The sequence below is a fragment of the Nonomuraea sp. 10N515B genome (genome assembly GCF_052245915.1).
Taxonomy (GTDB): Bacteria; Actinomycetota; Actinomycetes; order Streptosporangiales; family Streptosporangiaceae; genus Nonomuraea.
Genome location: NZ_JBQQBQ010000012.1, coordinates 164,152 through 188,157, shown reverse-complemented (window position 1 = coordinate 188,157; position 24,006 = coordinate 164,152). Strand labels below are relative to the sequence as shown.

At 68.4% G+C, this 24,006-nt stretch carries 23 protein-coding genes; 13 read left to right on the top strand and 10 right to left on the bottom strand.

Going from position 1 to position 24,006, the window contains the following annotated elements; translation table 11 throughout:
- Positions 1 to 10: 10 nt before the first annotated feature.
- Complete coding sequence (locus ACTWQA_RS20430) at positions 11 to 817, top strand: SDR family oxidoreductase (RefSeq protein ID WP_443160753.1); 807 nt, start codon at positions 11 to 13, stop codon at positions 815 to 817.
- Here the strand turns inward: ACTWQA_RS20430 and ACTWQA_RS20425 are convergent.
- Complete coding sequence (locus tag ACTWQA_RS20425; protein WP_443160752.1) at positions 814 to 1,485, bottom strand: phosphotransferase; 672 nt, start codon at positions 1,483 to 1,485, stop codon at positions 814 to 816. The genes ACTWQA_RS20430 and ACTWQA_RS20425 overlap by 4 nt on opposite strands.
- A 25-nt stretch (positions 1,486 to 1,510) precedes the next feature.
- Positions 1,511 to 2,698 carry an RtcB family protein gene (locus ACTWQA_RS20420; RefSeq protein ID WP_443160751.1) on the bottom strand — a complete coding sequence of 396 codons (1,188 nt, stop codon included), beginning with the start codon at positions 2,696 to 2,698 and terminating at the stop codon, positions 1,511 to 1,513.
- A 210-nt stretch (positions 2,699 to 2,908) separates the two neighbouring features.
- Between ACTWQA_RS20420 and ACTWQA_RS20415 the strand changes: the two genes are divergently transcribed.
- The 3 genes from ACTWQA_RS20415 to ACTWQA_RS20405 all read left to right on the top strand — a co-directional run bounded on the left by ACTWQA_RS20415 (position 2,909) and on the right by ACTWQA_RS20405 (position 6,855).
- A complete protein-coding gene (locus ACTWQA_RS20415) occupies positions 2,909 to 3,514 on the top strand; it encodes a response regulator transcription factor (RefSeq protein ID WP_443160750.1) in 606 nt (201 codons plus the stop codon).
- A complete protein-coding gene (locus ACTWQA_RS20410; protein ID WP_443160749.1) occupies positions 3,505 to 5,322 on the top strand; it encodes a sensor histidine kinase in 1,818 nt (605 codons plus the stop codon). The genes ACTWQA_RS20415 and ACTWQA_RS20410 overlap by 10 nt, the downstream gene beginning before the upstream one ends.
- Before the next feature lie 78 nt (positions 5,323 to 5,400).
- Entirely contained in the window at positions 5,401 to 6,855 is a 1,455-nt protein-coding gene (locus ACTWQA_RS20405; protein ID WP_443160748.1) for a multicopper oxidase family protein, read from the top strand.
- Between the two features lie 16 nt (positions 6,856 to 6,871).
- Here the strand turns inward: ACTWQA_RS20405 and ACTWQA_RS20400 are convergent, their stop codons facing one another.
- The 5 genes from ACTWQA_RS20400 to ACTWQA_RS20380 form a co-directional block, all read right to left on the bottom strand.
- A complete protein-coding gene (locus tag ACTWQA_RS20400) occupies positions 6,872 to 7,207 on the bottom strand; it encodes a cupin domain-containing protein (protein WP_443160747.1) in 336 nt (111 codons plus the stop codon).
- 129 nt (positions 7,208 to 7,336) lie between these two features.
- A complete protein-coding gene (locus ACTWQA_RS20395) occupies positions 7,337 to 8,581 on the bottom strand; it encodes a CU044_5270 family protein (protein ID WP_443160746.1) in 1,245 nt (414 codons plus the stop codon).
- A complete protein-coding gene (locus tag ACTWQA_RS20390) occupies positions 8,578 to 9,141 on the bottom strand; it encodes an RNA polymerase sigma factor (RefSeq protein WP_443160745.1) in 564 nt (187 codons plus the stop codon). Before ACTWQA_RS20390 ends, ACTWQA_RS20395 begins: the two co-directional genes overlap by 4 nt.
- A gap of 358 nt (positions 9,142 to 9,499) precedes the next feature.
- On the bottom strand, positions 9,500 to 10,969 hold the full coding sequence (locus ACTWQA_RS20385; protein ID WP_443160744.1) for an AAA family ATPase: 1,470 nt from the start codon (positions 10,967 to 10,969) through the stop codon (positions 9,500 to 9,502).
- Between the two features lie 55 nt (positions 10,970 to 11,024).
- Positions 11,025 to 11,759, bottom strand: coding sequence for an SDR family NAD(P)-dependent oxidoreductase (locus ACTWQA_RS20380; protein WP_443160743.1), 735 nt, complete (start codon positions 11,757 to 11,759; stop codon positions 11,025 to 11,027).
- 110 nt (positions 11,760 to 11,869) lie between these two features.
- Here ACTWQA_RS20380 and ACTWQA_RS20375 point away from each other — a divergent pair, with 110 nt between their 5' ends.
- Both ACTWQA_RS20375 and ACTWQA_RS20370 read left to right on the top strand, forming a co-directional pair.
- Entirely contained in the window at positions 11,870 to 12,508 is a 639-nt protein-coding gene (locus ACTWQA_RS20375; RefSeq protein ID WP_443160742.1) for a TetR/AcrR family transcriptional regulator, read from the top strand.
- A 73-nt stretch (positions 12,509 to 12,581) separates the two neighbouring features.
- Positions 12,582 to 13,073: a hypothetical protein gene (locus ACTWQA_RS20370; protein WP_443160741.1), complete on the top strand. Its 492-nt coding sequence runs from the start codon at positions 12,582 to 12,584 to the stop codon at positions 13,071 to 13,073.
- Positions 13,074 to 13,119: 46 nt separating this feature from the next.
- Here the strand turns inward: ACTWQA_RS20370 and ACTWQA_RS20365 are convergent, their stop codons facing one another.
- From ACTWQA_RS20365 to ACTWQA_RS20355, 3 genes are read right to left on the bottom strand one after another with little or no spacing between them, the layout of a single operon-like run.
- Positions 13,120 to 13,860, bottom strand: a complete 741-nt coding sequence (locus ACTWQA_RS20365; protein ID WP_443160740.1) for a succinate dehydrogenase/fumarate reductase iron-sulfur subunit — start codon at positions 13,858 to 13,860, stop codon at positions 13,120 to 13,122.
- Positions 13,857 to 15,782 carry a fumarate reductase/succinate dehydrogenase flavoprotein subunit gene (locus ACTWQA_RS20360; protein ID WP_443160739.1) on the bottom strand — a complete coding sequence of 642 codons (1,926 nt, stop codon included), beginning with the start codon at positions 15,780 to 15,782 and terminating at the stop codon, positions 13,857 to 13,859. Before ACTWQA_RS20360 ends, ACTWQA_RS20365 begins: the two co-directional genes overlap by 4 nt.
- A complete protein-coding gene (locus tag ACTWQA_RS20355; RefSeq protein ID WP_443160835.1) occupies positions 15,779 to 16,411 on the bottom strand; it encodes a succinate dehydrogenase cytochrome b subunit in 633 nt (210 codons plus the stop codon). The genes ACTWQA_RS20360 and ACTWQA_RS20355 overlap by 4 nt, the downstream gene beginning before the upstream one ends.
- 250 nt (positions 16,412 to 16,661) lie before the next feature.
- Between ACTWQA_RS20355 and ACTWQA_RS20350 the strand changes: the two genes are divergently transcribed.
- The 7 genes from ACTWQA_RS20350 (at position 16,662) to ACTWQA_RS20320 (ending at position 23,988) form a co-directional block, all read left to right on the top strand.
- Complete coding sequence (locus ACTWQA_RS20350) at positions 16,662 to 17,591, top strand: LysR family transcriptional regulator (protein WP_305920943.1); 930 nt, start codon at positions 16,662 to 16,664, stop codon at positions 17,589 to 17,591.
- 36 nt (positions 17,592 to 17,627) lie between these two features.
- Positions 17,628 to 18,761, top strand: a complete 1,134-nt coding sequence (locus tag ACTWQA_RS20345; protein ID WP_443160738.1) for a PP2C family protein-serine/threonine phosphatase — start codon at positions 17,628 to 17,630, stop codon at positions 18,759 to 18,761.
- On the top strand, positions 18,758 to 19,903 hold the full coding sequence (locus ACTWQA_RS20340) for a sensor histidine kinase (protein ID WP_443160737.1): 1,146 nt from the start codon (positions 18,758 to 18,760) through the stop codon (positions 19,901 to 19,903). Before ACTWQA_RS20345 ends, ACTWQA_RS20340 begins: the two co-directional genes overlap by 4 nt.
- Positions 19,896 to 20,357, top strand: coding sequence for a response regulator (locus ACTWQA_RS20335; protein WP_443160736.1), 462 nt, complete (start codon positions 19,896 to 19,898; stop codon positions 20,355 to 20,357). Before ACTWQA_RS20340 ends, ACTWQA_RS20335 begins: the two co-directional genes overlap by 8 nt.
- Positions 20,358 to 20,536: 179 nt before the next feature.
- Positions 20,537 to 21,325 (top strand): hypothetical protein, encoded by a 789-nt coding sequence (locus tag ACTWQA_RS20330; RefSeq protein WP_443160735.1) that lies wholly within the window; start codon positions 20,537 to 20,539, stop codon positions 21,323 to 21,325.
- A gap of 12 nt (positions 21,326 to 21,337) precedes the next feature.
- A complete protein-coding gene (locus ACTWQA_RS20325; RefSeq protein ID WP_443160734.1) occupies positions 21,338 to 23,239 on the top strand; it encodes a fumarate reductase/succinate dehydrogenase flavoprotein subunit in 1,902 nt (633 codons plus the stop codon).
- A complete protein-coding gene (locus ACTWQA_RS20320; protein WP_443160733.1) occupies positions 23,236 to 23,988 on the top strand; it encodes a succinate dehydrogenase/fumarate reductase iron-sulfur subunit in 753 nt (250 codons plus the stop codon). The genes ACTWQA_RS20325 and ACTWQA_RS20320 overlap by 4 nt, the downstream gene beginning before the upstream one ends.
- The last annotated feature ends 18 nt before the right edge of the window (positions 23,989 to 24,006 follow it).

The window sequence follows — 24,006 nt, the reverse complement described above, 5'->3', positions numbered from 1 at the left end:
GACTCGGGACATGGCTCAGCATGTGATCCTTGTTCTCGGCGCGACCGGCTCCACCGGCCGTCGGGTGGCCAGCCTGCTGCGTACCTACGGGCACGCCGTACGGGCGGCGTCCAGGAGCGGCGAGACCACCTTCGACTGGTCGGAGCCGGGCACCTGGGAGCCCGCGGTGGCAGGCACTTCCGCCGTCTATCTCATGGCACCAGACGGCATCCCGGTCGATCCGCGGTTCGTGTCGCTGGCCGTCGAGCGGGGCGTCCGGCGCATTGTGCTGCTGTCCAGCACGGCCATCGAGACCATGGGCGACGAGCGCCTGATGTCCGCCGAGCGCACCGTGCGCGACTCGGGCGCCGAGTGGACGATCCTGCGGCCGAGCTGGTTCGACCAGAACTTCGACGAAGGCTTCTTCCAGTCCACGATCCTCACGGGCGAGGTAGTGGTCCCGCTGAGGGACGTGCGGCAGGCGTTCGTGGACGCCGGCGACATCGCGGCCGTCGCCGCCGTTGCCCTCACGGAGGACGGCCACGCGGGGCGGACCTACGAAATCACGGGGCCGCGCTCGCTGACGTTCGGTGAGGCCGTGGAGATCATCGGCCGGGCGGCCGGTCGCAAGGTCCGCTACCGGGGAAGCGACGAGGACTACCTGACGGCGATGGGCTTCTCTGAGCAGGCGATGGCCGAGCTCAAAGCATTCGCCGCACTCCGCGACCTCGGCGACCAGCCGGTCTCGGAGGCAGTGCGCCAGGTCACGGGCCGCCCGCCCAAACCCTTCGAGACCTACGCTACGGAGGCCGCCGCCCAGGGCGCCTGGCGTCCCTAGAGTTCCCTGACCAGGCTCACCGCCGCGTCGATCAGCCCCACCTCCCGTGCGGAGAGCGCCTCATCCTCGGCTCGCCTGATCTTGGCCCGATCGAGCCCGTCCCCGTAGTCCATCGCGGCGCCGAGCTCATCGAGTAACGTGAGGAGCATCTCGCGCGCCGGCACCGCGAGCTCACTCTCCTCGTCCACCACGACCTGTGCGACGATCACCGCCGACATGGCGCAGTCCACCCCGGGCGGCCCCTCCATGCTGTTGGGCCAGTCGATCACGAAGGGGCCGCCCGGCGTCAGCATCACGTTGTCCGGATGCAGATCCATGTGGAGCACCCGATCGCGGGGATCGCCGGAGATCCGGGCCGGGATCGCGTGCAACCGCCGCATCAGCCGCGCTGTGACCCGGCCCGCCTCCGCGGGCGAGATCTCCCCGTCGGCCAGCGCCCGCAACATCGTCGGCCCCGACAGCCGCCGCATCACCAGATCGTGGGCGCGCCCATCACCGGAACTGGGATAGACATCCGGCACTGGAAACCCGTGCCGCGCCACATGCGCCATGACGGCCGCCTCCCGCCGGACGTCGATCGGGGCACGGTATCGGCGCAGCACCCGGTCGCCGTCGATCGCGTACACGTCCGCACTGCGCCCCGACCCCAGCAGCTCGCCGATCACCATACGCTCAACCTACCGACGGATCCGGCTACCCCTTGATGCAGACGAGCTGCCGCAAGTGGGCCACGACCTCCACCAGGTCGGTCTGGGCGGCCATCACGGACTCCAGGTCCTTGTACGCCCCCGGAATCTCGTCGATCACTCCCGGGTCCTTGCGGCACTCCACGCCCAGCGTCTGCTCCTGCAGGTCCTTGACCGTGAACGTCTTCTTGGCCTTGGTCCTGCTCATCTTCCGCCCGGCCCCGTGCGAGGCCGAGTTGAACGCCAGGCTGTTGCCCAGACCCTTGACGATGTAGGTGCCGGTGGCCATCGAGCCGGGGATGATCCCCAGCTCACCGGAGCCGGCCCGGATGGCGCCCTTCCTCGTGACGAGGACGTCCACGCCGTCGTACCGCTCCTCCGCCACGTAGTTGTGGTGGCAGGAGATCGGCTGCTCGAACGTGATGTTCGGCAGGTGCCGGCGCAGCACGTCGCAGACGAGCCCCATCATCAGCGCCCGGTTGCGCCGCGCGTAGTCCTGAGCCCAGAACAGGTCACGCCGGTAGGCGTCCATCTGCGGCGTGTGCGCGACGAACACCGCCAGATCGCGATCTACCAGCCCCTGGTTGTGCGACAGCCCGTGCGCGACGTCGATGTGGTGCTCGGCCAGTTCCTTGCCGATGTTGCGCGACCCGGAGTGCAGCACGACCCAGACGGCGCCCTCGTCGTCGGCGCACACCTCCAGGAAGTGGTTGCCGCCGCCGAGCGTGCCCATCTGCACCTCGGCCCGCTCCCGCAATCTCCGCACGGTCGGCGCCAGATCGTCGAAGCCCTCCCAGAACTCCGCCCACCCGGACGTCTTCATCCCGGCGACCTTCCCGGGATCGATCGGCCGCTTGTGGTGGTGGAACCCGACCGGCACGGCCTGCTCCAGCTTCCCCCGCAGGTAGGCCAGATTGTCCGGAAGCTGCGACGCCTTGTAGGAGGTCTTCACGGCCGTCATCCCGCAGCCGATGTCCACGCCCACCGCGGCCGGCGACACGGCGTCCCGCATCGCGATGACCGACCCCACCGTCGCACCCTTGCCGTGGTGCACGTCGGGCATGACGGCGACACCGTGCACCCACGGCAGGTTCGCCACATTACGCAGCTGCTGCATCGCCTGCGGGTCGACCGTCTCGGGCTCAGCCCACATCCTGATCGGATGCCGGGTCCCGGTCACCTCGTGGTACGTCATCGCGTGTCGCCTCCTTCCCGATCACCGAACTGGATCTATCAGGCCAGAGGTCCCATACCCACCGCAACCGAATATCCCGAGTCGTCGACCCCCGCCAAGTGAGACCCGACAGCGCCTCGCTCAGGGCGTGAATTCTTCATGATCCACAGTGAAGATCTCCCGAGATGGTAGAAATGGCTCGAAAGTGTGTCCTGATGGTAGGGGCGATGGATGATCCGGGTTCTGCTCGCCGAGGACATGCACATGGTCCGAGGGGCACTGGTCGCACTGCTCGAGCTCGAACCCGACATCAAGGTCGTCGCGGAGGCCGCGACCGGCGACGAGATCGTGCCCATGGCGCTGGAGCACGCGCCGGACGTGGCGGTGATCGACGTCGAGCTGCCCCACGTCGACGGGCTCACCGCCACGGCCGAGCTGCGCAGGCGGTTGCCGCGATGCCGGGTGCTGATCGTGACGAGCTTCGGCCGCCCGGGAAGCGTCCGCAAGGCCTTCGCCGCCCAGGCCTCCGGGTTCGTGGTCAAGGACGCCCCGCCGGATCAGCTTGCCGATGCGATCAGGAGGGTCGCGGCAGGTGAGCGGGTGATCGATCCCCAGCTCGCCGTGGCCGCGCTGGAGGCGGTCGAGAGCCCGCTCAAGCCGCGTGAGCTGGAGGTGCTCGGGAGGTTCTCTGACGGCGAGGACGTGGAGCAGATCGCCGAGGCGCTGTTCCTGTCCGTGGGCACCGTACGCAACTACCTCACCGGGATCGTTGCCAAGCTGCACGCCCGCAACCGGCTGCACGCTGTCCGGATCGCCCAGGACGCCGGTTGGCTCTGAGCCCAGCCCGCCTGCTCGCCGGCTTCATCTGCGTGATGTGCCTGCTACGGGTGAGCTTCCATCTCGGCGAGGCCTCGGCCGGGCCGTTGACCGTGGCGAGCATCATCGGGGTCGCCACCCTCCAGCTGCCGATCTCGCTGCCGGGCCGGCGGCGCCTGTCCGCCGTGCTCTTCCCGGTGCAGGCCGTACTGAACTACCTGCCCTTGCTGGCCGAGGCCGACAGCTGGCGGGCGGGCGGGTCGGGGTTCGTCGCCGCCTCGGCCCTCCTCGTGGTGCACGGTCCCTCCGCCTGGCTGATCTTCGGGCTGATCGCGGTCGCCGAGGGCGCCATAGCGTCCGCGCTGGTCCTCGCTCCCGTGTACGTCTATTACGCAGTCGTCGCCCCCCTCACTGTCGGCCTGATGCTGTACGGCCTCAGCCGGCTCGCCGACCTGCTGGACCGGGTCCAGCGGGAGCGGTCCGAGCTGGCTGCCAGGGCCGGCGAAGTCGAACGGCTACGGCTGTGGGGGCACGTACACCGCCTGGTCGTGAGCAGCGTGTCCGCCGTCGAACGGCTGGCGCGGCGCGCTCGGCGCCAAGGCGACATGGAGGCGGCGCAAACGGCGATCGCCCGGGCCGTCGCCGTCGCGCGGGAGGCGCTCGAGCAGGTACGGTCCCTGCCGCCCGCCGAAGCGGCGATCCCGGTCCCGCCTGGCGATGACGACACGCGGATCCTACGACTGGCCACGCCGATCCTTGTCGTCACGCACGTCCTGTTCATCGGGCAGTCGCTGTTCAACTTCGCCGCCGACGAGACGCTCGATCCCGGTTCTGGGGACGTCGGCTACCTGGCCCTGCTGCCCGTGACCTTCGGCCTGCAGTTCTGGCACCTGGCCGCCCTGCGCACGTGCACCCGGCCCCGGGGCCTGGCCTGGACCATGACCGCTCAGGCGCTCACCATCTACGCACCGCTGGTGCAAGGCGAAGCGTCCGGGCTCCTCGTATCGGGGTTCTTCGCCGGTGTCGTCCTGCTCTACGTACGGGCGCCGGTGTCGTGGCCGCTGTGCGTGGTGATCTGCGGTCTCCCCGCCGTCGAGGCCTGGACCGCCTGGGGCCCGATCGCTTCCGCCTACCGATCCTTCAGTACCCTGTCCACCGCCCTGGCGGTCTACGGCCTGACCCGGCTGGTCGCTCTCGTCACCGAGCTCAAGCAGACCCGGGCCGAGCTCGTCGAGGTGGCAGCCCTGCGCGAACGGCTGAAGGTGGGCAGGGACGTACACGACCTGCTCGGCCGCGGGCTCACCACGATCGTCCTGCAGGGGGAGCTCACGCTGCGACTGCTGAAGGCGGACCCGAGCCGGGCGATGGGGCAACTCGAGCGGGTGACGCAGGCAGCGCGGGCCGCGCTCGCCGACACCGCCCGGCTGAGCACACCGGACCGGCGCCTGTCGCTGGCCGGCGAGGTCGACTCCGCCAGAGCGGTGCTGGAGTCGGCGGGAGCGGGCGTGCGGATCGATGCCGCGCCCGTGCCCTGGCCGGTCGAGCCCGTGCTCGCCGTCGTGCTGCGCGAGGCGGTCACCAACGTGCTCAGGCACAGCACACCAGGCGAATGCCTGATCGAGATCGCCGTCGAGGACGGCCGCGTACGGCTGCGGGTGACCAACGACGGAGCCGCCCCCGACTCCGACGAGCCCGGCACGGGGCTGCCGAGCCTGCGTGCCCGCCTGGCCGCCATCGGCGGCGAGCTCACCACCGCCCGGACCGGCGACCGCTTCGAGCTCCTCGCCCGCACGCCAGTCGATCATGAGGATCTCACGCCCACGAGGTGAATCCGGCGACTGTGCCGGGGAGCGCCCGGTACCTCACAGTGGATCCGCCACACTGACACGAAAGATCAACCGGGGACCATGAATCGTCGACAGTTCCTAGCGGCCGCCGCGCTCTCCGGCCTCGCCTCCGCCTGCGGCTCCGGCGCCGCAGGCGCCCGTGCTCCGCGCGATCCGGCCGCCTTCCGCACCGAGCTGCGCGTACCGCCACTGCTCGAGCCCGAGGTGGACAAGGACGGGACGCGGCGATACGTACTGACGATGCAGCGGGGCCGCAGCGAGATCCTGGCCGGAAAGCCGGTCGAGACCTGGGGGTTCAACGGCCCGCACCTAGGGCCGACGATCCGGGCGGCACGCGGCGACAGGGTCCGGATGACGGTCACCAACCGGCTGGACGAGGCGAGCACCGTGCACTGGCACGGAATGCGGCTGCCCGCGAAGATGGACGGCGGGCCGCACCAGATGATCGAACCGGGCGCCACGTGGAGCCCGCACTGGACCATCGACCAGCCCGCCGCCACGTCCTGGTATCACCCGCACCCACACGGCATGACCGCCACGCAGGTCTACCGCGGCCTCGCCGGCATGTTCATCATCGACGACCGGACCACAGCGGAGCTCCCCGCCACCTACGGGATCGACGACGTCCCCCTCATCCTCCAGGACAAGAGCCTCGCTGAGGACGGCTCGCCGACGGGCGACCCGTTGAAGGGCACTTTCGGCATCCTGGGCGACCACATCCTGGTCAACGGCACATACGCCCCTTTCGTCAACGTCCGCACCGAGCGGGTGCGCTTTCGGGTCCTCAACGGATCGAACGCCCGGATGTACCACCTCACGTTCGCCGACGGCCGCGCGTTCCACGTTGTCGGCAATGACGCCGGCCTGCTGCCGGCGCCGGTCCAGGTCGACCAGGTCTCGCTCACCCCGGGCGAGCGCGTGGAGGTCGTCGTGACCTTCGCCGCCGGCGAGCAGGTATTCCTGCGCACGGTCTCGGGGTCCGACGACATCGACGAGGGAGACTTCGACCTTCTGAAGATCGTCGCGGCGCCGCGGCTCGCCGCCTCCCCTCGCCTGCCGGCCGGCCTGGCCACCCCCACTCCGATCGTGGTCCCCCCGAACGCCAAGGTCCGCCGGTTCCGGCTCAACGGCCACGACGCCATCAACGGCAAGGAAATGGACCTGTCGCGAATCGACGAGGTGGTCCCCGCCGGCGCCACGGAAATCTGGGAGATCGAGAACACCGTCTACGCCCACAACTTCCACATCCACGAGGTGGCGTTCCAGGTGCTCGCCGTGGACGGGGAGAAACCTCCCGCGTACGCGAGCGGCCACAAGGACACCGTCTACGTGCCGCCGAAGAGCACGGTACGGCTCGCCGTCCAGTTCGGCCGGTTCACCGATCCGGCGACGCCGTACATGTACCACTGCCACATCCTGCGGCACGAGGACTCCGGCATGATGGGGCAGTTCGTGGTCGTGGAGCCGGGCACTGAGAACCAGGTGCCCCGCACGATAACCGCCCACCACATGTAGCGCCGCCGGCCGCAGGTCAGCTGCCGTATTGCCGGGTTTCGTCCCGCTCCACCAGCAGCACGTGCGCGGGCTCGTCCGCGACCGGCCGGTGCCGCAGTCCCTTGGGCACGACGAAGACGTCGCCCGCCACCATGGTGACCGGGTCGCGACCCTCGATCTCGATCCGGAACGTGCCGTCCCAGCACAGGAACAGCTCGTCCTCGTCGTGATCGTGCCAGGGGAACTCGCCGTGCAGCTGGGCCAGTCGCACCACGGCGTCGTTCGCCCGAGCCAGCTCCCGCTGCTGGAAGGGGCCCGGGAGCGTAGGGATGACCTGCGGAATCGACACTGCGGCAGACGATTCGATCTTCATGACGTTCCTCCTCGAAAGTCCAGGACTCCATCGAACCGTCCACCGTCGGCCCCTTCCCAGAGCCAATAGCCCCAAATTGGACCGTTTCTCGAACCAATCAGCGCGGAGTCGGTCTGCCGGGCCCTGCCGTCACGGCTTGTCGTCGGTCCAGCCGGCCTCCAGCACCGCGGTGGAGCTGAACACCTCTCCGGGCTCGAACTGCGCCTGCAACCCACCGGGCTTCACCACGACGTTCTCGTTGGCGAGTGCCCGGCCGGTCGACTCGTCGAAGATCAGCCGGTTCTCCAGGACGGCGCCGCTCTTGATGCGCTCCTCGATCGAGACCGCGGTGCCCTGGCGGCCTTGGGCGTCGGTGACGTTCTCGATGACCTTGACGGTGTCGAGCTCGGCCAGCATGCGGAACGCCGCACCCCGTACCTGCGGCGTCACCGGCATATCCGTGATCAGGCCCGCGCTCACCTTGAACAGCCAGACACCCGAGGCCATCGGCGTGCTCGAGGACTCCGTGTCATGCCCCTCGTACGAGCGCAGTAGCCACTTCTTGAGGTCGTCCGGGTCGCTCGGCAGCCCGCGCAGATCCTTCATGGTCACGTTCCGGCCCAGCCAGAACACCTTGTCCCCGTCCACCAGCGGGCTGTGACTGGTCCGCACCTTGCCCGGCGCCGCCCCCGTCTCCAGGACCAGCGAACCGCCCTTGCCCGGCACCGCCACCTCGACCTTCTCCGGCGACCCGGCCGCCTCCCACGCCTTCCTGTCCTCCTCGGTGGCCGGCTGCGTCCCGAGCGACTGGCTACGGCTCCACTGCTCGCCACCGGTTGCGCTGGGCGTCCACATCTCGTCCCGGCTCTCCGTCGCCATGTCGTAGCCGCCCTTCGCCACGGTGGACAACGTCCGGCTCACCGACGCGGTGTGCCAGTAGTCCCCGGTGCGCTCGGGCTGCCGGTCGGCCTTCTCCGCGGCGGCCAGCAGCACGTCCCGCGCCGACAACGTGACGCGCGGCGCGGCGGTCCCGCCCGGACTCGCCGTCGAGCCGCTGCCATCCGGGTCCGCCGTCGAACCGGCACCGTCCGGGTTCACCGTCGAGCCGGCGCCGTCCGGGGCATCCGTGGCGGTGGCATTCCGGCCGCCACCGTCCGGCGCCCGCGGGGTCGGCGCCGCCCCGTTCCCCGCCAGGACCACCGCTACCGCGGTCACGGCCGCCGCGGCCCCGGCCAGCCCCAGTCCCCAGACCGGCCGCACGACCTTGCGCCGCCGCCGCGCCTGCCTCGGCTGGGACATGGCGTAGGACAGCTCGGCGGCCCTGGTGCGCTCGTCCACCGGGCCGTCACCGAGATGAGCAGGCCTGGCGGCCCTGAGTTCGTCGATGGGACTCATGACAACTCCTCGTTGTAGCTCCGGATGTGAGGCAGGGACGGGCGCGCCTGGGGGCGAGCGTGCAGGTGGACCGCGGCCGACTCCGCGGCCTCGTTCATCGCCTGCTTGAGCCGTTTGCGAGCCCGATGCAACCGGACCCGGAACGCCGCGGCCGAGCACCCGACGACCCGGGCCGCCTCCTTCGGCGACAGCCCGTGCCAGGCGACCAGGAGGAGAATCTCCCGATCGTCCTCCGGCAACGCGGCCAGCGCCCGCAACACCCCGATCCGCTCGGTCACCTGCTCGGCCACGTCGCCCTCGGTCCAGGCCCGCAACTCGGCGGCCAGCGCCTCCCTGCGTGCCTCCGTCCGTACGTTGTCGCGCAGGATGTTCCTGGCCACGCCGAGCAACCACGGCAGAGCAGGCTCGGGCACGTCGTCGAGCCGCCGCCAGGCGATCGCGAACGTCTCGCTCACCACCTCGTCCGCGACCTGCCGCCCCGCGCGACTGACCACGTAGGCCCACACACGTTGTCGGCATTCGTCGTACATGCCGGTGAACCGGTCCGCATCATCCGCCACCGCCCAGCCCCTTCGTTCCGGATGCGTTCTTCTGACACCAGGAAGTGGTCTGAGCCCCCTCGTTGTTACGCGCCCCTTCGAAGGACTTCACCGAGCTCCGGGCATGACCACCGGATCGCCCGAGTCGACAAGGGCAGGCAGGTCGACCAGCAGGACTCTTTGAGCCGGTCGAGACCGTCGAGATCCGCGGTGCGTCGCCGGGTCACCGTCGCCTCATCAGTATGTTCGGCAGCATACTAATTAGCCAACGACACAGCCCATCTCAAGCATCAACGGCGTGACGAGGTGCACCTATGCGCACTACGCCGGGATCGTGCTCGGGGCGATCGCGTTGCTCATGAGCCCGCACGCCGGGCTGTCACTCCCCGGAATACATACGGTTCAGGTCGACGAGTTCCACGTCCGCGCGCCCCCGTGCCGCCTCCACCAAGTCGTCGGCGAATCCCGGCCGTGCGAACAGCAGCAGTTTGGGTGGCTTGTCGACCCGGGCATCAGGAAGCAGCGCACGCAGATGCTCCAGCCGCTGGAGCTGGGAAATGTCCATGGGTGCGAGGGTGCCCTTGGCCTCGCCGATCGCGATGATCCGGTCGGCGGCGAAGGAATTCGTCTCCGTCACCACGATGTCGAGCTCATGTCCCTTGCGGTGCACACGGCATGGGATATCGCTCGGACGTACGGCACTGGCGATTCCGTTGAGCGTGTCACTGGACGCGTGCAGGAAGCACCACTGGCGGGCGAGATCCTCGAAATGGGGACCGTAGATCTTCGAGGCCACCGTATCGGCGTTGGCCCGCCAGACTCGGCCGGCCTGACCGATGACAAGCTCAGGCTCACGGCGCTGAGTGATCAATTGGTGGAGGCGAACGATCGGCTCCGCGATCCTGAACACGCTTCGCTTGTCGCGCAACGCGTCGTCGACCTGCTCAACGAGGCCGATACTCCGCAGGCCATTGAGGACGTGAGCCAATGCGCCGGCGGGCCGGCCAAGGGCTGCGGCGATTTCGGAGCGACGCTGGTTGCCCGCGCTGATGGCGCTCAACGTGGCCGCGTACGAACTGGGATCGGCGATCGACGGCTCTTCCCGAAGCAGCAGCCCGCCTTCCCGGAACATGGCCGAGGCCGGGTTCAGCAAACGCCGCTCCACCCATCGATCGAAACCATCGACATCGGCAGGCCCTGACCCGCCGCACATCTCCAGGTAGGCGGGGGTGCCGCCGACAAGCGCGTGCACACGGAAAGCCAACTCCGGGTTTTCCGTCAGCCCCCAGAACGCGCTGGCATCGCGAAACCCGAATGGCCGCACGATCAGCTCGAGCACTGCTCGTCCTCGAAGCGGGGCACCTCCGCCGAGCAACTGGGCCATCGTCGTCAGGGCACTGCCGCAGAGGATCATGCGCGTACGAGTGCGCTCCTTCGCGTGGCCCATCGGACTCAGGGCCTGCTGCAGGTAGGACGGCAACCCGGGGGTGGCGGAAATCAGATAGGGAAATTCATCAATGATCACCGGCGTTGCCCGCTCTTCGCCGAGCCGGAGCAGTTCGTCGAGCCCTTCTCGCCAATGCCTGAACGACACCGGCTGACGCAAACCGCGAAAGGCCGCGTAAGCGGCGCCGAGGTCGGCGAGGTTCTGGGCCTCGGACTGCTGGGTGGCGGCCAAGAGCATGCCACCCGTTTCCTGCGCCAGGAGTTCGAGCATGAGTGTCTTGCCCTGACGGCGACGCCCGTACACGAGGCCCAGGGTGGCACCGCTCGATGGGGCGGTGGCGAAATCGGCCAGTTCCTCCCACTCCGCGTCACGGCCGAACAGGCGCTCCGGCTTGCGCAGCACTCGCCACCTCCATATCGGCAAGGAATGATAAGTCAAACTATGATAGTTGTACTTATCATTCTAGCAGCTTCCGACCGAAGTTCCCCACCAGAGCCTCAACCCGGTCGCGCTTGGAGTACAGCTTCCAGAAGCTCTCCGCGAAAACGTCCGGATGAATGACCTCCGGCTCGAACCCGAGCGGCTCCTTGGACGACGCAATGGCCTGGTGCGGCACGCTTCCCTCGATCATCGCGCCGACGTTGACCGCCCCGACAAAGACGCCCTTGTCGGCGAGGACGGCGTTGAGTGTGTGGAAGTAGTTGCGCAGCGCGGCCTGAGCCATGCCCGCGTTCCCGAGGAACGGGACCGGGTGGATGCCGGACTGTCCGGCCGTGAAGAGGACGGCGCCGTCGCCGTACTCGACCATGTCGGGGAGAGTCTGGCGCACCAGGGCGATCGCGGAGAGCAGGAAGCGGTCCAGGATGAGCTGCGTGTTGTCGACGTCGACGTCCAGGGTCGACACGATCCCGTCCCCTAGATCCCCGCCGCCGGGGCTGAACTCCGCGACGTCGATCCGCCCGTACCGCTCCTTGATCGCCGTCACGACGTTCGCGATCTGGTCGCGGTCGTAGACGTCGGCGGTGAAGCCGGCCGCCTCGATGCCGTCGCGGGCGAGCTCGGCGACGAGGCGGTCGAGGTTCTTCCTGGTACGGGCGACGAGCGCGACGCGGAAGCCCTCGCGCCCGAAGCGGCGGGCGACGGACAGGCCCAGGACGGGACCGGCGCCGAAGATGGCCAGCGTTTTAGGCATGGCAAATCCTTCCTTAATCGATCCAGCGAAGTTGATGGCAGTCTCAACTTTCTCCCGCTCGCAGCCTAGCCATAAGTTGGGACTGTTCTCAAGTTCGGTACGATGGCAGCATGCCGACGCACGCCAAGCCCCTTCGCAGGGACGCACAGCGAAACCGGGACCTGCTGGTGGCGGCCGCCCGCGACCTGTTCGCCACACGGGGCCTGGACGTGGCCCTGGACGAGATCGCCCGCACGGCCGGGGTGAGCAACGGAACCCTCTACAACCACTTCCCGAGCCGCAACGACCTCGTCGACGCCGTCTTCGCCGACCGGACGGCCACGGTGGCGCGGATCGCCGAGCATGCCCTGTCGATGGCGGATCCATGGGCCGGACTGGTGCACTTCCTGGAGCGGGTGTGCGAGCTGCAGGCCGCCGATCGCGGCTACAACGACCTCGTCTCGCGCCGGGTCCCGCAGGTCGCGCCCCCTTCAGAGAACCATGCGCGGGGCTACGAGCTCATGCAGCGGATCGTCCGGCGAGCGCGAGAGGCAGGCGTGCTGCGGGAGGACTGCACGCTGGCGGACATGGCGTTCGTGACCTGGGGGATCGCCCGCACGGTGGAGGCCACGGGGGCGGTGCGGCCGCAGGCGTGGCGACGGCATTTGGCTCTGATACTGGACGGGTTCCGGGCGTCGGCGGCTCATCCGCTGCCGGAGCCACCCATGACGCCTGATGAGCTGGCACGCATCATGCGGGAGTGTTCCTGATCCCCGAACAGCCCAAAACTAGGCATCATCCCGCACGCCAACCCCTCGAGCCGGGAAGGCTCCCGATGTGGACGTGCGTGACACCAAGGGAAGACCGGAACGGGTCGAGTTCGCGGGGGCTGTGTACGGCTCGCTGCTGGCGGCTTCGGTCGTGGCCGGCAGCGCGGTGGACGGCACGCCGCTGTCAGCGGGCGACCTCGTGGTCGTGTTGATCTGCACCGGTGTGGTGTTCTGGCTGACCCACGTCTACGCCTTGGTGGTGTCCCACGGAACCTACGCCCTGACCTGGCGGCGCCTGCGCGTAGTCGCTCGTCAGGACTGGCCGGTGGCCCAGGCCTCGTTCCCGCCTGCCATCGGGGCCGCCTTCGCCTCGGCGCTGGGCCTGTCCGACAGGGGAGCCACCTGGGTGGCGTTGGTCGTCGCGGTGGCGAGCCAGGTCGCCTGGGCGGTCGCATCCGCCGCCACGGCCCGCTTCTCCGCGCGAGCCATGGTCCTTTCCGGGGCCGCCAACCTCGTACTGGGACTGGCCATCATCGCGCTCAAGACCCTGGTGGGCGCTCATTGAACCGGCTGCCCGGCCCGGGCTGATCTCCCGGGCCGGTGGCGGCCTCCTACTTGGCGTTCGCCTTCAGATAGTCGCTGTTCATGCGCGCGATCGTCTCCAGCGGAATGCCCTTCGGGCACACGGCCGTGCATTCGCCCGTGTTCGTGCAGCCGCCGAAGCCCTCCGCGTCCATCTGGTCCACCATGGCCTTGGCGCGCGACAGGCGCTCCGGCTGGCCCTGCGGGAGCAGGCTCAGGTGAGTGATCTTGGCGGCGGTGAACAGGGAGGCCGAGCCGTTCGGGCAGGCCGCCACGCAGGCGCCGCAGCCGATGCAGGTGGCCGCGTCGAAGGCGGCGTCGGCGTCTTCCTTGCGCACCGGGACGCTGTGCGCGTCCGGGGCCGAGCCGGCGGGGACCGAGACGAAGCCGCCGGCCTGGATGATGCGGTCGAAGGCGCTGCGGTCCACGACCAGGTCCTTGACGACCGGGAACGGTGCCGCCCGCCACGGCTCGATGGTGATCGTGGCGCCGTCCTCGAAGTGGCGCATGTGGAGCTGGCAGGTCGTCGTGGCGCGCTGCTCACCGTGGGCGACGCCGTTGATGACCATGCCGCACATGCCGCAGATGCCCTCGCGGCAGTCGTGGTCGAAGGCGATCGGGTCATCGCCCTCGAGGATGAGACGCTCGTTGAGGACGTCGAGCATCTCCAGGAAGGACATGTCCGGGGACACGTCCTCCACCTTGTACGTCACCATCCGGCCGTCGTCGGAAGGGCCGTTCTGACGCCAGACCTTCAGGGTCAGGTTCACTTGTAACTCCGCTGGGTCATCTTGACGTACTCGTACTCGAGCGGTTCCTTGTGCAGCACCGGCTCACCGGAAGGGGAGAACTCCCAGGCGGAGACGTGCGCGAAGTGCTCGTCGTCACGCAGGGCCTCGCCGTCGGCGTCTTGGGACTCGGCGCGGAAGTGGCCGCCGCAGGACTCCGTGCGGATCAACGCGTCCAGGCACATGAGCTCGGCCAGGTCGAAGAAGTCGGCGACGCGGCCGGCGCGCTCCAGCACCTGGTTCAGCTCCTCGGCGGTGCCGGTGACCTTGACGTTCTGCCAGAACTCCTCGCGCAGCTCAGGGATGCGCTCCAGGGCCTTGCGCAGCGACTCCTCGGTGCGCTCCATGCCGCAGTAGTCCCACATGAGCTTGCCCAGCTCACGGTGGAAGGAGTCGGGGGTGCGGGTGCCGTTCACGGACAGGAGACGGTCGATCTTGTTCCTGACCTTGACCTCGGCCTCGGCAATGGCCGCGTCGTCGACGTCGCCGAACGGGCCGGCGGCCAGGTAGTCGCCGATGGTGGTCGGAAGCACGAAATATCCGTCGGCCAGGCCCTGCATCAGCGCGGACGCGCCGAGGCGGTTGGCGCCGTGATCGGAGAAGTTGGCCTCGCCGATGACGAACAGGCCGGGGATCGTGGACTGCAGGTCGTAGTCCACCCACAGGCCGCCCATGGTGTAGTGGACCGCCGGGTAGATGCGCATCGGCACGTCGTACGGGTTCTCGCCGGTGATGCGCTCGTACATCTCGAAGAGGTTGCCGTACTTCTTCTCGACCGCGTCGCGGCCGAGGCGGTTGATGGCGTCCCGGAAGTCCAGGTAGACGCCCAGGCCGCCGGGGCCGACGCCGCGGCCCTCGTCGCAGACGTTCTTGGCGGCGCGGGAGGCGATGTCGCGGGGGACGAGGTTCCCGAAGGCGGGATAAATCCGCTCCAGGTAGTAGTCGCGCTCGTCGTCCGGGATGTCCCCGGGGGCGCGGGTGTCGTTCTTGCGCAGCGGCACCCACACACGCCCGTCGTTACGCAGCGACTCCGACATCAGCGTCAGCTTCGACTGGTACTCGCCCGACACCGGGATGCAGGTCGGGTGGATCTGCGTGTAGCAGGGATTGGCGAAGTACGCTCCGCGCTCGTGCGCCCGCCAGATCGCCGTCGTGTTGCAGCCCTTGGCGTTCGTGGACAGGAAGAACACGTTGCCGTAGCCGCCGGTGGCCAGCACCACGGCGTCGGCCAGGTGCCGCTCGATCTCGCCGGTCACCATGTCGCGCACGATGATCCCGCGCGCCCGGCCGTCGGCGACGATCACGTCGAGCATCTCGTGCCGCGTGTGCATGGTCACGGTCCCGGCCGCGATCTGCCGCTCCAGCGCCTGGTAGGCGCCCAGCAGCAGCTGCTGGCCCGTCTGGCCGCGGGCGTAGAACGTACGGGAGACCTGGGCGCCGCCGAAGGAGCGGGTGTCGAGCAGGCCGCCGTACTCGCGGGCGAACGGCACGCCCTGCGCGACCGCCTGGTCGATGATGTTCACCGACACCTGGGCCAGGCGGTAGACGTTCGACTCGCGGGCGCGGAAGTCGCCGCCCTTCACGGTGTCGTAGAAGAGCCGGTAGATGCTGTCACCGTCGCCGCGGTAGTTCTTGGCGGCGTTGATGCCGCCCTGCGCGGCGATGGAGTGGGCGCGGCGCGGGGTGTCCTGATAGCAGAACGACTTGACGTTGTAGCCCAGCTCGCCCAGCGTCGCCGCGGCCGAGCCGCCCGCGAGGCCGGTGCCGACCACGATCACGGTGAGCTTGCGCTTGTTGGCCGGATTGACCAGCTTCGCGGAGAACTTCCGCTTCTCCCACTGCTCCGCGATGGGCCCGGCAGGAGCCTTGGTGTCCCGAATCTCCGGACCTTCCGTGTATTTCACTTCACAACTCCGAACGTGATCGCGAGAGGCGGCGCCAGGAAGCCGATCACCAGGACCGCGGAGACCAGGGCGGCCGAAGCCTTCAGAACCCGGTAGCGGTTGCGGTTGGCCCAGCCGAGCGTCTGCACGGCGCTCCAGATGCCGTGCCGCAGGTGCAGGCCCACCATGACGACGGCCACGAAGTAGATCAGCGTCACCCACCAGCGGGACGGCTCGAAGCCGGCGACCATCCGGTCGGCCGGGGCGGAGTCGAAGCCCTTGGGGTTGACGACGCCGAAGGTCAGGTCGAGCAGGTGCCAGACGACGAAGAGCGCGATCGTCAGTCCGCCCCACCGCATGATGTGCGTGGCGTAGCCGTTCGCCTGCGGCTTCTTGGCGACGTACTTGACCGGCCTGGCCTTGCCGGCCCGCCGGGAGAGGGAGATCGCGGCCCACATGTGCAGGACGACTGACGCGACGAGGACGACCTCCAGGATCGTCAGCAGCGTCCGGTACGGCAGCAGCGGCTCGAGCAACGTGCGCAGCGCGTGCGCGTAGTCGTTGAAGGAGTCCTTGCCCAGGAAGATCTTGAGGTTCCCGAGCATGTGGAGGAGGAGGAAGAGCACCATCACGGCACCGGTGACGGCCATCACGGCCTTCTTGCCGTTCGACGAGCCGAGGAACCCGCCGGCCTTCTTACGCGTTGGAGTGCTCTTGGGAGCGGGAACCGGCGCGGTCGCGGCACCGCGCTCAATCGTCGCAGTCACGTCTTCAGACGCTAGGTACGCAGCAATGATCCGTCCAAGTCATCACGGGCCTGGTTTCCATAGCCGGAAGCTATGATGCTGGTATGTGCGGCCTTTTCCGGACGATCAGGCGGGCCGATGCGAGGAAAATCACATGCAGCTGCAGCAACTGGCCTCCTTCGTGGCCGTCGCCGAGACCAGGCACTTCACCCAGGCCGCCGAGCGCATGCGGGTCGCGCAGCCGTCGCTCAGCAAGCAGATCAAGGCGCTGGAGAGCGACCTCGGGGCGGCCCTGTTCTCCCGGGCGCGCGGCAACGTCACACTGACCCCGGCCGGGGAGGCGCTGCTGCCGCTCGCGCGACGCATCCTCGCCGACGCCGACACCGCCAGGCAGGAGGTGGCCCAGCTGGCGGGGCTCAGAAGGGGCAGGGTGCGGCTCGGGGCCACGCCGTCGCTGTGCGCGGGGCTGCTGGCGGACGCGCTGGCCCGCTTCCATCGCGCGTACCCGGGGATCGAGCTGCTGGTCGAGGAGGGCGGCTCGCGGGACCTGATCAGGGCGCTGGCGCGCGGGCAGCTCGACCTGTCGCTGATCATCATGCCGCTGCAGAGCGACGATCCTTCGCTGGTGACCGAGGAGATCCTGCGGGAGAACCTCGTGGTGGTCTCGCATTCCCATGAGGCATCCAGGCGCCCGTACATCGAGATCGAGGACCTGCGCGGGCGGCCGATGGTGATGTTCCGGCGCGGCTACGACCTGCGGGAGGCGACGCTGGCCGCGTGCCGGCAGGCCGGGTTCGAGCCGAGGTTCGCGGTGCAGGGCGGCGAGATGGACGCGGTGCTGCGGTTCGTGGAGGCGGGGCTGGGGGTGGCCGTGGTGCCCTCCATGGTGCTCGACGGGCGGCCCGGGCTTTCCGGCACGCCGCTCGCGCCGCCGGGGCTCAGCCGGACGATCGCGCTGGCCCACCGCAAGGATGTCGAGCCGACGACGGCCGCGCAGGCGTTCCGGGAGACCCTGCTCACCTTTGTAGTGGAAGCTGGACATGAAGGCACGCTTCCACAAGGGGTAGAGCTCATCGCAGAATGAGCAGCAACATCTCCAATGTCCCGGTGAGGCGATTTGGTGACAGCAAATCTCTCCGAAACGCTGACGCTGCTCCTCCTCGAGGATGATGACGGCGACGCGTTCCTCGTCGAGGAGTTGCTCCAGCAGGCGGTCGCGCCGCCGAAGATCTTCCGGGCGCGGAGCCTCCAAGAGGCCAAGACCAAGCTGACCTCCAAGATCCAGTGTGTGCTCGTCGACCTCTCGCTACCCGACGCCTCCCGGCTGGAGGCGCTGGAGGAGGTGCTGGCGCTGGCGCCGCACGCGGCCGTGCTGGTGCTCACCGGGCTGCGTGACGTCCACCTGGGCGTCGCCGCCGTGCAGGCGGGGGCGCAGGACTACCTGGTCAAACAGGACATCGACGCGCGGCTGCTGGCCAGGGCCATCAGGTACGCCATGGAGCGCAAGCGGGCCGACCAGACCCAGCTCAGGCTCGTGCAGGCGGAGCTGATCGCCAAGGAGAACGCCAGGATGCAGCGGGGCCTGCTCCCCGTCGCGCTCCTGCGCACCGACGCGATCGAGCACACGACGCGTTACCTGCCGGGCAGCGGCGGCACGCTGGCCGGGGACTTCCTGGACGCGGTGCAGACGCCGGACGGCGCGGTGCACCTCGTGGTGGGCGACGTGTGCGGGCACGGCCCCGACGAGGCCGCGCTCGGCGTGGCACTGCGCATCGCCTGGCGTACGTTGGTATTGGCCGGGCAGACCGACGACACGTTGCTGCGCACGCTCGACGCCCTGTTGCGGGCCGAGCGCAAGGCGCCGGAGATCTTCACGACACTCTGTATGGCGACGATCACCCCTGACCTGCAGCACGCCAGGATGCGCGTGGTCGGGCACCCACCGCCGGTGCTCGTGCGTGACGGCGTCGTCGAGGTGGTCGAAGGCGCCCCGTCCGGCCCGCCGCTCGGGATCTTCCCGGACGCGGAATGGCCGGTGATCGACGTGCCGCTGGGCGAGAGGTGGTCGATGATGCTCTACACCGACGGCCTGATCGAGGCGGCCGTGGGCGAGCGCAACGAGCTGCTGGGTGTGGAGGGCCTGATCGACCTCGTACGCGGGCACGGCGCGATCGACCTCGACCGGCTGATCAGGCATGTGGGCACACTGAGCGACGACCTGGCCGTGGTCCTGGTGAGCAGGGGGAGAGCATGAGCATCCATCCGCTGCCGCCACCCAAGGAGCCGGTGGGACTGGGCAGGCTGCCGGTCGCCCGCTGGTTCATGTTCATCGGCGCGGTGGCCGGCGTGGCCTTCGCGGCCGGGGTCGTGGTCACCATGCTGATGCTCTCCCAGGCCCAGGCACTGGACCCGAACGCGGACGTGGCCGCGCAGATCGGGCAGCTGAACGCGGCGTTGATCGTGCTGTTCGCGGTGTTGCTCGCCTGCGGAGTCGGATTGGCGATCATCGTGCGCTACGCCGTGCTGAAGCCCATCGACCAGCTCACCGACCAGGTGCGCAAGGTCGCCGCCGGCGACTTCGACCACACCTTGCAGGTGGACCGTCCGGCGGAGCTGGCCGAGCTGTCCAGCCACCTCGACGCCATGCGCGACCGCGTCGTGTCGGCCTGGCGGGTGGCCTCCGACCAGGCCGAGGAACTCCGCAGATCCAACGGCGAGCTGGAGCAGTTCGCGTACGTGGCCAGCCACGACCTGCAGGAGCCACTGCGCAAGGTGGCCAGCTTCACCCAGATGCTGGAGCAGCGTTACAGCGAGCAGCTCGACGAGCGGGCCAGGCAGTACATCCACTACGCGGTGGACGGCGCGAAACGGATGCAGCTGCTGATCAACGACCTGCTGGACTTCTCCAGAGTCGGCCGGGCCACCGGCGAGCGCACCGTGACCGACTCGGGCGAGGCGCTGAACCAGGCGCTGGAGAACCTGTCGGCCACCCTGGAGGACACCGAGACCACGGTCACCAGGGACGACCTGCCCAAGGTCAAGGGCAACCGGCTGCAGCTGACCCAGCTGTTCCAGAATCTGATCGAGAACGCGATCAAGTTCCGCTCCGAGGCGCCCCCGCGCGTCCACATCGGGGTGAAGCGGTCCGGCGACATGTGGGAGTTCAGCTGCTCGGACAACGGCATCGGGGTCGAGTCCAAGTACGCCGACCGCATCTTCCTCATCTTCCAGCGTCTCCACCCCCGGGACGTGTATCCAGGGACTGGCATCGGCCTGGCACTGTGCCGCAAGATCGTCGAATACCACGGCGGACAAATGTGGCTCGACAAGAGTGCGGAGGGCCAGGGTGCGACGTTCCGCTGGACGCTACCCGCGGCTGGAGACGACGATGACTGAGTGGCGCCCGATCGAGGTCCTCCTGGTGGAGGACGACCAAGGGGACATCTTGCTGACCAAGGAGGCCTTCGACTTCAACAAGGTGCGCAACCGCCTCAACGTGGTGAACGACGGCGAGCAGGCGATGGCTTACCTGCGCCAAGAGGACGGCTACGCCGACGCGCCACGCCCGGATCTCATCCTGCTGGACCTCAACCTGCCGCGGATGAGCGGCATGGAGGTGCTGAGCGAGGTCAAGGCCGACACCGACCTGGCGACGATCCCCGTGGTGATCCTGACGACGTCGGAAGCCGAGGAGGACATCCTCCACAGTTACCGGCTGCACGCCAACGCCTATGTGTCGAAACCGGTGGACTTTGAGCAATTTATCCGGGTTGTCCGGCAGATCGATGATTTCTTCGTGACTGTGGTTAAGTTGCCCACGCAGGGGCAGCGCCCTGACGGGCGTACGTGACAGGAATCACAGCCAGTCATCGAAAAAGTGAGTGACCCCGCTCACAAATGTCGATGCGGTCGTCGTAACGTATCCCCCACCAACGCGCGCTTGAGCGGATACCGCCCCTACGCGCGCCCAGCGAAACGAACCACGGACCCCCTGCGCGAAAGGGTCCGCGGGAGGTGGAGAGGTCCGCGATGACCCAGACGACGCCCGAAGCCCCACTGCGAAGGCAGCGTGCGCAAGTCAAGGTGCGCACCCTGCGCACCGACAGATGGTGGCTGGTCCCGCTGCTCACATTCCTCGGGCTGAGCTCGTTCCTTGTGTACGGTGTGTGGGCGATCATCGACACGAGCAACTTCGTCGAGCCGTATGTCGCCCCGTTCGCCTCGCCGTGTCTGACGACCCAGGAGGTCTGTGACGGCGCGAGGCTGTTCGGGTGGGCGCCCATCGGTGACTGGTGGGTCCTTCCGCCAGGACTGATCATTCTCGGCCTGCCGGGCGGATTCCGGTTGACGTGCTATTACTACCGCAAGTCGTACTACCGCTCGTTCTGGTTGTCGCCGCCCGCGTGCGCGGTGCAGGAGCCGCACGGCAAGTACACCGGTGAGCGGCGCTTCCCGCTGATCCTGCAGAACGTGCACAGGTACTTCTTCTACGGGGCCATCGTGATCGGCCTCATCCTGGCCTACGACGCCGTTCTGGCGCTCGTCCACAAGCCGCTCGGCCTGGGCACCTGGATCCTGATCGCCAACGCCGTCCTGATCAATCTGTACTCGCTTTCGTGCCACTCCTGCCGGCACATCACGGCGGGCCGGCTCAACCACTTCTCCCGTCACCCGCTGCGTTATCGGGCTTGGACGTTCGTCTCCAAGCTCAACGCCAAGCACCAACCCCTCGCGTGGGCCTCGATGTTCTCCGTCATGGGCGCCGACTTCTATGTCCGCCTGGTGGCCAAGGGCATCATCGCCTTCCCGTACGCGTAAGGACAGCTTTCAGTGGACAACTCGCTTAACACAGAGCGTCACGAATACGACGTCGTCGTCATCGGCGCCGGCGGCGCGGGGCTTCGCGCTGCGATCGAGGCCCGCCAGCAGGGCAAGCGGACGGCCATCGTCTGCAAGTCGCTGTTCGGCAAGGCGCACACGGTCATGGCCGAGGGCGGCGCGGCCGCCGCGATGGGCAACGTCAACTCCGACGACAACTGGATGGTGCACTTCCGCGACACCATGCGGGGCGGCAAGTTCCTCAACAACTGGCGGATGGCCGAGCTGCACGCCAAGGAGGCTCCCGACCGGGTGTGGGAGCTGGAGGCCTGGGGCGCGCTGTTCGACCGCACCAAGGACGGCAAGATCAGCCAGCGGAACTTCGGCGGGCACGAATACCCGCGGCTCGCACACGTGGGCGACCGTACCGGGCTGGAGCTGATCCGCACGCTGCAGCAGCGCGTCGTCGCGCTCCAGCAGGAGGACTACGAGAACCACGGCGACTACGAGGCCTACATCAAGGTCTTCGCCGAGTGCACGGTCACCCGGCTGCTCAAGGACGGCGACCGGATCTCCGGCGCCTACGGCTACTGGCGCGAGACCGGAAACTTCATCCTCTTCGACGCGCCGGCCGTGGTGCTGGCCACCGGCGGCATCGGCAAGTCCTACGTCGTCACCTCCAACTCCTGGGAGTACACCGGTGACGGCCACGCCCTGGCCCTGCTGGCCGGCGCGAAGCTGATCAACATGGAGTTCATCCAGTTCCACCCCACCGGGATGGTCTGGCCGCCGTCCGTGCGCGGCATCCTCGTCACCGAGTCCGTCCGCGGTGACGGCGGCGTGCTGCGCAACTCCGAGGGCAAGCGCTTCATGTTCGACTACATCCCCGAGGTGTTCAAGGACAAGTACGCCACCACCGAGGAGGAGGGCGACCGCTGGTACACCGACCAGGCCAACAACCGGCGCCCGCCGGAGCTGCTGCCGCGTGATGAGGTGGCCCGCGCGATCAACGCCGAGGTGAAGGCCGGGCGCGGATCCCCGCAGGGCGGCGTGTTCCTCGACGTCTCCACCCGGCTCCCGGCCGAGGAGATCAAGAAGCGGCTGCCGTCGATGCACCACCAGTTCAAGGAGCTGGCCGACGTCGACATCACCGCCGAGCCCATGCAGGTGGGCCCGACCTGCCACTACATCATGGGCGGCGTCGAGGTGGACGCCGACACCGGCGCGGCGGCCGTACCGGGGTTGTTCGCGGCCGGCGAGGTGTCCGGCGGCATGCACGGCTCCAACCGGCTCGGCGGCAACTCGCTGTCCGACCTGCTGGTGTTCGGGCGCCGGGCGGGCGCGGGCGCGGCGGCGTACGTGGACGGGCTCAAGAGCCGGCCCAAGGTCGCTCCCGAGCAGGTCGACGAGGCCCACGGGGAGGCGATCGCGCCGCTGGGCCGCAACGGCGAAAACCCCTACGAGGTCCACCACGAGCTCCAGCGCACGATGAACGACCTGGTCGGCATCATCCGCAAGGCCGAGGAGGTCTCCGAGGCCCTTCAGGTCGTGGAGAAGATCAAGGAACGCGTGCGCATGGTCGGGGCGGCCGGCTCGCGCATCTACAACCCCGGCTGGCACCTCGCGATCGACCTGCGCAACATGGTGCTGGTGTCGGAGTGCGTGGCCAAGGCCGCGTTGCTGCGCGAGGAGAGCCGCGGTGGGCACACCCGCGACGACTTCCCGGGGATGAACCCGGACTGGCGCCGCAAGCTGCTCGTCTGCTCCACCGAGGACGGCTCGACGATCAAGGTCGAGGAGAAGGTCCAGCCGCGTATGCGCGACGACCTGATCACCCTGTTCGACCGCGGCGAGCTGAGCAAATACCTCACCGACGGAGAGATGACCGAGTTCGACGGGATAGCGAAGGCATGAGCTACAAGGCAAAGTTCAAGGTCTGGCGTGGTGAGGGCGGCGAGGGCAAGCTCGAGGACTTCACCGTGGAGGTCAACGAGGGCGAGGTCGTCCTCGACATCATCCACCGGCTGCAGGCCACGCAGGCGCCCGATCTGGCGGTGCGCTGGAACTGCAAGGCAGGCAAGTGCGGCTCGTGCAGCATGGAGATCAACGGCAAGCCGAAGCTGGGCTGCATGACCCGCATGTCCACCTTCGAGGAGGACGAGACCATCACGGTCACGCCGATGCGGACCTTCCCCGTCATCAAGGACCTCGTCACCGACGTCTCGTACAACTACCAGAAGGCCAGGGAGGTCCCCTCCTTCACGCCGCCGGCCGAGGTGCGGCCAGGCGAATACCGGATGAAGCAGGTCGACGTCGAGCGGTCCCAGGAGTTCCGCAAGTGCATCGAATGCTTCATGTGTAACAACGTCTGCCACGTGATCCGCGACCACGAGGAGAACAAGACCAACTTCTCCGGTCCCCGGTTCCTCATGCGGATCGCCGAGCTGGACATGCACCCCTATGACGTGGCGGACCGGCAGGAGGCGGCCCAGCAGGAGCACGGGCTGGGCTACTGCAACATCACCAAGTGCTGCACCGAGGTCTGCCCCGAGCACATCAAGATCACCGACAACGCGCTGATCCCGATGAAGGAGCGCGTGGTGGACCGCAAGTACGACCCGCTGGTGTGGCTGGGCAGCAAGATCTTCAAGCGCGCCAAGTAGGCCGTCACACGAATGAGG